This window comes from Sphingobacterium sp. UBA7625 (genome assembly GCF_002484085.1).
Taxonomy (GTDB): Bacteria; Bacteroidota; Bacteroidia; order Sphingobacteriales; family Sphingobacteriaceae; genus Sphingobacterium; species Sphingobacterium athyrii.
In genome coordinates, this window is sequence record NZ_DLJD01000065.1 from 112067 (window position 1) to 119663 (window position 7597).

11 protein-coding genes are annotated in these 7597 nt (G+C 39.4%); 4 read left to right on the forward strand and 7 right to left on the reverse strand.

Features of this window, described 5'->3' with window-relative positions; genetic code table 11:
* Positions 1-6: 6 nt before the first annotated feature.
* From B4G94_RS27910 to B4G94_RS27925, 4 genes are all read left to right on the forward strand, one after another.
* Positions 7-438, forward strand: coding sequence for a hypothetical protein (locus B4G94_RS27910; protein ID WP_286863397.1), 432 nt, complete (start codon positions 7-9; stop codon positions 436-438).
* Between the two features lie 105 nt (positions 439-543).
* Entirely contained in the window at positions 544-819 is a 276-nt protein-coding gene (locus B4G94_RS27915; protein WP_286863398.1) for a hypothetical protein, read from the forward strand.
* 65 nt (positions 820-884) lie between these two features.
* On the forward strand, positions 885-1025 hold the full coding sequence (locus B4G94_RS27920) for a hypothetical protein (RefSeq protein ID WP_286863399.1): 141 nt from the start codon (positions 885-887) through the stop codon (positions 1023-1025).
* Between the two features lie 24 nt (positions 1026-1049).
* Positions 1050-1220 carry a hypothetical protein gene (locus tag B4G94_RS27925; protein ID WP_183078881.1) on the forward strand — a complete coding sequence of 57 codons (171 nt, stop codon included), beginning with the start codon at positions 1050-1052 and terminating at the stop codon, positions 1218-1220.
* 258 nt (positions 1221-1478) lie between these two features.
* Here the strand turns inward: B4G94_RS27925 and B4G94_RS27930 are convergent, their stop codons facing one another.
* The 7 genes from B4G94_RS27930 to B4G94_RS27960 all read right to left on the reverse strand — a co-directional run bounded on the left by B4G94_RS27930 (position 1479) and on the right by B4G94_RS27960 (position 6767).
* Positions 1479-1625, reverse strand: a complete 147-nt coding sequence (locus tag B4G94_RS27930; RefSeq protein ID WP_286863400.1) for a hypothetical protein — start codon at positions 1623-1625, stop codon at positions 1479-1481.
* A 28-nt stretch (positions 1626-1653) separates the two neighbouring features.
* Positions 1654-2217, reverse strand: a complete 564-nt coding sequence (locus B4G94_RS27935) for a biliverdin-producing heme oxygenase (protein ID WP_108633763.1) — start codon at positions 2215-2217, stop codon at positions 1654-1656.
* A gap of 99 nt (positions 2218-2316) precedes the next feature.
* Positions 2317-3312, reverse strand: coding sequence for a hypothetical protein (locus B4G94_RS27940; RefSeq protein WP_286863401.1), 996 nt, complete (start codon positions 3310-3312; stop codon positions 2317-2319).
* Between the two features lie 83 nt (positions 3313-3395).
* Entirely contained in the window at positions 3396-4199 is an 804-nt protein-coding gene (locus B4G94_RS27945) for a hypothetical protein (protein ID WP_165307246.1), read from the reverse strand.
* 89 nt (positions 4200-4288) lie between these two features.
* A complete protein-coding gene (locus B4G94_RS27950) occupies positions 4289-4999 on the reverse strand; it encodes a hypothetical protein (protein WP_286863402.1) in 711 nt (236 codons plus the stop codon).
* A 124-nt stretch (positions 5000-5123) separates the two neighbouring features.
* Positions 5124-5912, reverse strand: coding sequence for an HmuY family protein (locus B4G94_RS27955; RefSeq protein WP_286863403.1), 789 nt, complete (start codon positions 5910-5912; stop codon positions 5124-5126).
* Between the two features lie 162 nt (positions 5913-6074).
* A complete protein-coding gene (locus B4G94_RS27960; RefSeq protein ID WP_286863404.1) occupies positions 6075-6767 on the reverse strand; it encodes a hypothetical protein in 693 nt (230 codons plus the stop codon).
* Between the last annotated feature and the right edge of the window lie 830 nt (positions 6768-7597).

The window sequence follows — 7597 nt, forward strand, 5'->3', positions numbered from 1 at the left end:
TAAGAAATGAAAATTAATTTTGTTAGAGAATCATTGGAATTTTCTCGAAGAGGTGTTTTAACAGGCATTATTTCGCTAGAATTGGGACCCGATAAATATTTTCCGGAAAAACAATGGAATGATAATATTGTTCTTATTTTAGAATCTTGGAAGAATGAACTAGATGTAATGAAAATTAATTCGAATTACAAAGGAAGATTTGTTTTTTTTGATGGACCGTTTTATTTTACTTTATCTAAGGCTTCGAATTTATATAGGGTAGATTTTTTTGAAAACAGAAAATCAACATCATCTTGTTTTGTTGATATAAACGTATTTTTTAAAGAGGTATTATGTATTGGCAATGAACTTCTTTTACTTGCGAAAGAGAGACAATGGGAGTCTATTGAACTTGATAAATTAAGGCCCATATTCTTACGGCATAGAGGGGATATTTAGACTCCCATTGTAATCTCTGTCCGTAAAAGAGGGAATGTCTACTAAAAATGTTGCGGGTAAGACTGTAGTTAGCAATGTTTGGGTAATTACTGATCCTGTTTATAAATGGAAGGCGTTACAAGTTTTAGCAAAGTAATTAACGAAATGGAATTAAAGAATTTGGAGACTAGTTTGAAGGAGTTAAACTTGAATCCACTTGATAGTTTGTTTAATAGTATTGACTTTGAAGAGTTTGAACAAGTTTTATATAGACTTGCTTATAATCCAGAAAACGGAGATGTTAACTTTTTTATCTATACTTATATGTTAAGACTTTTAGGGGGTAAAGAGGATGATTGGCGAATACATCTATCCATTAGTAGGTTGATGGGGGGATTTTAAATCATATTGATGGGTGTGAATTGATAGGTCTGTACCATGCGAAAGAAGCGGATAAGCTAAAGCCAATGGATGCAGATATTCTGGAGATTATTTTGTACTATAACCATATTCCTGAAAAAATATTGTCGGATGAAGAGGCTATTGTTTATTCTCAAATGCTGCTTATGGTTAAACCTGATAGTGACATAGCAAGAAGAGATATCTAGGTCATTAGAGAAGCCCAAGATGGTATGTTTTACGATTATGATGAAAAACGCTATCGTGATGAAGAAGAAAATACAGTTAATTTTAATAAAGTTTTGACATATCACCAGCAAGGAGGAGGCAAAGGAGATCCACCACCGAAAACCAGTTTGGAAGTTTATATATTATTATCCGTATCTATTTATATAGGGACATAAGGATGAAGTGCGAGAAGTTCTCACAAGATATTATCGATGTGCAAGATGGAGGAAGCAACCATTGGAATATTAACATAAACTTGTCTAGCAATGAACTTTCCAACTGAGCGTGAATGGAATAAGCTAAAAACGGTAATAGAAAATACTGCGCGAGCTAAAGGAATTTGCAATCGCTAAACGGTTGTTTGCTTGAAATTAACAGAAGCAATCTCTAGTATTCATTCATAGCAAATACTAGAGACTGCTTCTTTTCAAACGTTAAGTAAAAGTACTACAGGACTTCGCTGCGAAAAAAAATACCGCGAGCCAAACAAGTCCCTTTGCCAGGAAGAAAATAAATGCCCCCATGCCGGCACGCTTCAACCATTTTGATTTATTGTCTTTATTATTGTCTTTTTGCTCCATGTGAAGGGTTAAACAATATCCAGCCTATTTAGTTTGCACTGGCAATAGGCGTGAATACTTCACCAAAGTTATAAAAAGTTTGGTTTGCAATTTCTACCGAACGGTCAAAAGTTGCAGGATCCGCAGCATATTTGTTCAATACTGCTGTAAACCCAGCCCACATCTCACGGCTATTGTCACCGTAACCCTCAAAGAAAGAGGTTCCCTTGTTGACGCCATATTTATTCAGCATCTGTACGATGTAGGGACCACCCATGATCGATCCTTCCAGTACATATAATGACGCAAGAGCTTCCTGCACATTGGTTACCGCCGGAGCTGTTGCTTCCGGAAGATTCTCCACGTTACCGCCCAAGGCTTCAATATCACTTTTGATATACGATGAGTTGCGGCGTTCCGCCAGATCAGGTAATACTTCGGATGTAACAAAAGGAGCGATGCTATCTTCCACAGCACGGAAATAAGCATAAAAACCTTTTAAAACCTCTGCATAATCTGCTTCAGAACGAATATTTTTCAATTGGCGCACGATCGTTCCTTCTACGTTTTGGTGAGCAGCGTGCGTCTGCTCTTTGATATGTTGACTTAACATGTTCTTTCTTTTATTTATAACGATTCTATAAAGATTCGTATTTATTTTTGATTTTTTATGCTGTTTTCTGATTTATCATCTATGAAAAACGGCAGGATTTTACTCCACGATTTTGATTGGATAGGCATGATAAGGAGTGGTTTGTGTGAGAAGACGATTGAATACTACACGTATGCTAATACCACTGCTTAAATCTGAAGTAAGTCCTATCGGCGCATCTTCGGGTATCTGCACTTTAATGGATTTTAAATCATCAGAAATACCGAGGAAAGTCAAAGGCAAGCTGTTGGCGTTACCCTCTTCGGTATATTTTAAATTTACAGCTCGAATCTCAGATGCTTTGGTCAAATGTCTTGCGGGCAGATTGATAATTTCACCTCTTTTGACCAGCCATTCTTTTGTATGGCTAAAATAAACATAAGGAAGGAATTGGCCGGCAGGAACGGTTACAAACTTTTTACTACTTTTAACAGGGATGCCGAATTTGTTGATCACCTGCGCGTAGTAATCACCGGCAGGAATACCTGAACCATCTTGCTGATCCACATAGAAAGTAGTAAATGTATTCAATATAAGTTTATAGCTTTTATTCTGATCGTCGACGAGGTAGAGATTATCGCTTCCATCCAGCGCAAGATTATTCATTCGGATATAAAAACTGCTTTGGCCGACAATTGCCGTCACTTGGGTTTCTTCGTCTTGGAAAGAGGGAAGAAGCGCACCGTTTGACAGTTTTATGGTATAGGTTTTGAGGGTTCCGTCCTGGGCTTTAACCTGATATTGCAGCCCGTCTTTGAGCGCAATGGCTGTTCCAGAAGCAGGGCTTATACTTGCATTTTTGGAAATGTTGATAATGGGAGCAACAGTCTCCGGAATAGGCCATTCGGTTGATCCGGGCCAGGAGACATAGATGGTTTCGCCATCCACTGCTGCTACGATGGTATCTTTACCCGCGTTGTACGGAATCTTAAATGAGGTGATTTCGGTGTAAGGTGTCGGCGCAATTTCATACTCTTTTTTGCAAGCCGAGAATAGTGTGACTCCCATAGTGAGCAACAAAATGGGAATACGGTATAATGTGTTTCTTTTTTTCATGGTTGTGGTGACTTTCTATCGTCAAAAGGCATGTGTAAAGGCGAAAAGCAAATGCATTTCATCCATAAGCTATCAATGTATAGTTAGTTGTTGTAAATAATTCGAATCGGATTTTTTAAGGTTTCCTCACGGCTGTAGTAACGCACTTTGACATAGTAATCACCCGCTGCTGGCACTTTGTTGTATACCGGCGCATTGGCCGGGCCTGTCAAACGTCCTTCAATATTATTCAGGCTAAGATTCATATAAGCACTTGCAACAGATGGGGGATTTGCCGTAGAGGCTTGTTTAAAAGGATATTCTTTTCCATCTTTATCCACTAAGCTGGCACGTGCTAGTTCCAAATCACTCTCATAAGTAGCAATATAGGGGTAGCTAATGAGGTTGTTGTAAATGTAAAGAGTATTGGTGGTATACCAGTTAGATTGGTCATATATAACTGGTGCGTTTGGATCTGAACTAATCTCTTGCACATGGAGTGCCGGCTGGTCACTCTTGACGATCAGCGTATAGGTCGCTGTACTGCCATCAGTAGCGGTAACAGGGTATTCAATTGTACGCCCTTTGGCAAAATAATCAACCATATTTGTAATCAGGGTATCCGTACCTTGTTTTAGCGTAGCACCTGATGCGACTTTTATTTCGGGTTCTAGACTGGTCATATAAAGTCCCTCTGGAAGGGTGACCGTAATGGTCTTGGTTTCATTGTCTATGGCGCCGATGATTTCTTTGCTCGTATTGACAATCTTGAAACTGCTGATCCGGGCCTTGCTCTCCTGCTCGAAGGGCTGAGTCTCGGTTTTTGTACAGGAGCTTGCCAATAAGCTGCTGATGAAAACGCTCGAGGCGATGACAAATTTGTGTGTGGTTAATAACTGATTTTTCATTTTAGTTGAGAAAAGAACCGGTACCAGCATGGCTGGCACCGGATTTAAAATTTACAATTCTTATTACAAAATAAGGGTGTCAAGGCTTGTTATAATTTCTTATAATCAAAGCTCATAAACGGAAAGTTTGTTGCTGCGAAACCCGAATTTGGAGTTTCATCTTTGTACACACTATTTAAACGCAATTTCCATAATTCATGGGTTGTTTTATTTTCCAGAATATATGTCCTTGGGCCATAGCTGCTCATAATGTGATTGCTAATGTTATAGATGTACCAGCCAGTACTGCTGGGATTGCCCGTTCCATTTGTACTGTTAGAAGCGGCTGTACCGTTTGAAATTAAATTTGCATCATCAGGCAATGTTGTCACCGATTCAAATGCGGTGTTTACGTAGTACAGGTCATATTTCGTGGTATTTACCGTCAAACTTGCATTTGCTGTACCACTAAATTGAAAATCATAGCTAGTAGATGTACCACCATCATTGGTAATCAAGCTGTAGTAATAGGTGCTTGCTGGGTTTTTCCATTGTGTTGTGTCCACCAAATCTGGCACTGTACCTTGGTGGAAATTGCGTGCACCATAGGTGCCTGTAGCGATCGTTTTTAAATATCCTTTTGTACCGCTTGCGGTAAAGTTTACCGTACCGCCAATCGTCGTCGAAGGCGTAACAGCACGTTTGCTGAGTGATTGCTCCTCTACACTGGGCGCAAGTGGATTGTCTTTGCTACATGATGTTGTCATGCCAATCGCGGCAAGACCTAAGGCAATGGATAAAGTTGTGAATTTGATTTTCATTTCTTTTTCGTAATTTTGCCACTTCTACAGTGGGCTAGTTAATAAATATATGTTAATTAGTCAATTTGTTACCGGATGTACTTCGACCGTATATCCGGTTTTTTTTGAATAAGAATTGTACTATCTAAGGTTTTATCTCAAATGTTTTGCTGCCTTTTGGCACAAGGACATAATCGAAGGAGATAAATACGTGTGGGGAGTCTTTAAACCATTTATCGGATGTATAGAGGCCTTTATACATAGAAACCGGTCTAATTTTCGCATAATTACCTTTTGCCGTACGAACAATTAATGTTCGTGGTTTAATTACTTTTCCATTAAGTAATGTCAGTCCATTTCCAAGGGCATAAGCTACGTGCTCATTCTGAACAGCATGCTCACGAACCAAACGGCCATAAAAGTCATACAATAACCAGCCTACACCATTTCCCTCATCTCCATTCTGATCCATCCCGATCGCATCGCCGATCACCTTGAATTCAGCATCAGCTGGCACTTCCGTTACTTCGTCGAATGCTTTCTCGACGATTAGGATACCACCAGTAGCGTTGTTACCATAACCAAAATTTGTATTGTTTGCCCCATTATTTCCAGAAACATGGCTGTTGAAGATATTGCTGAAGGCAATGTCCCAGTTACGCGTTTGTCGGTGTGTTTCTGGTATACCTTTGTTCGTCTCCAGGCTATAATAGACAGTAGTAGCGGCGTTGTTACCATCGTTTTTATCTGTAGCAGCAAAGTTGCGCACAGCTATTAATTTATTGTAAAGCCCGGTATTGCTTTCTTCTTCTTTCGGTGGTTCGACAACAGGTTCTGTTGTCGGATCTGACTTGCTGCAAGCGGTATTGATTGCTAGACCAATGCAGAGCATTGCAATGTACTTTGTTCTGGTAAGCTGTCTTGATATCTTCATGTGTTATATTTATATTTATTTAAAATCATTCTAAATAATAGTAAAGGTAAAGAGTTTAGCTTATTACTTGTGTATGAAAAATGATATTTTATATATTAATTTTGGTTTTAGCTGATTAACAATAAACAGGCAATAGGGAGATTTTCCCTGTTGCCCATTGTCTTATTTGAATTCTTGGTAATCGATGGAATAGAAATAATAGTTTCGCGGAGCTATTTCTTGTTCGGGCTTTTCGTTTTCATAGACACTATTCATCCTGATTTTGAAAAAGGGCCTATTATCTTTTGATATAATAAGTGTTCGGTTAGCAACCGCTAGAATCTGATGATTTGGACTACCTGTATAATTCGACCAACCAATTACATTCGGCCTGCTTGCCATTTGAAGTCCTAATAAATTATTTGCAGCCGCAATGAACTGGTCGTTGGCTTTAACCTCGTCAAATGCCTTGTCTATATAGGACAGTGTATATCCTTTAGTGCTATTGGTGACGAAGTCTACATTTGTCCCCTTTGCATTTATGGAAACTACAAAATCTGCCGCGGAAAGTCCGTCGTTCTCTTTAAAATCAAAATAAAATGTTTCTGCTGCAGTAGTAGTTGCTTTACCATCTTCACCAATCGTAAACTGTCTAAAATTGCGCAATGAATAAGTTTTTCCCGTACGTTTGATGGTCCCCTGTGTATTGATCGTTTTGGAGACTTTGGTCAAATCGACAGTTTCACCGTCCTTTACCATCACTTTAGCTTGATATTCTGGTTCAACTTGCTCTACCTTATCATCATCCTTGCTACAAGAAGTAAAACCTAAACTCAATGCACATACAAGTGCTGCTGTTGTAAATAATTTGTTCATCTTTAATTTAATTGTGTAATTTTTCCTTATTTATAATGTGTTTGTATTTAAGTTTTTACTGCCGTCTTCCTGCACAAAATATTTAAAAGTGTAGTAAGGGGCAGGCCAGTTCATATTGGTCACTGCTGAGGGATTTCCCTTANNTGTAATTTGGCATATTTGCCATCGGGCAGGCGAATGGCATAGGTACGGTTCGGCAGGGCCTGCATAATATGCGTACTCAGGCTATACTGAAACCAGCCCAGCGATTCAGAGTTGGACGCCCAGCCGATTTTACCGGTGCCGCTTTTATTGAATTCTTCATCCGAAGGGGCGACCGTAAGGCTTTGGTAAGACTGTTTTAAGAGCATAACAGCTGTATTGTTGGCTTCACCCTGATAACCGGGATTGAATTCATCCACAGCATTATTGACAAAGACTTCGGAATTATAAGGCCCTGTGAAAGCAATATCCCAGTCTTTGGTCTTCAGCCATTGGGCGGAATCCGCCTTTGTCTTGATCCAGATTTGCTTTTGATCTTTAAAGCGAAATAGAAAGGTGTAGAATGGCCGTTTTTCCTTGCCCTCGGCTCCATCTCCCATGGCAGCGTCGGTATCGCCCGCCAGATCTTTAATCACGATGCTTTTGCCGTCTTCCAATCCAATCGTATAGTCTTTGTCCTTCCCACAGGATAGGAGCATCAGCGCCAGAAAACCTGAAAAAATACAGCGGCCAATCTTGTGAAACGAAAGCCATATACTACATTCTGCTATAATGATGTTAATTGTTCTCATTGTTTGTCTACTTTATCGTATTTCTCTTTAACTTTAATCTCCAATCTCCAATCTCCA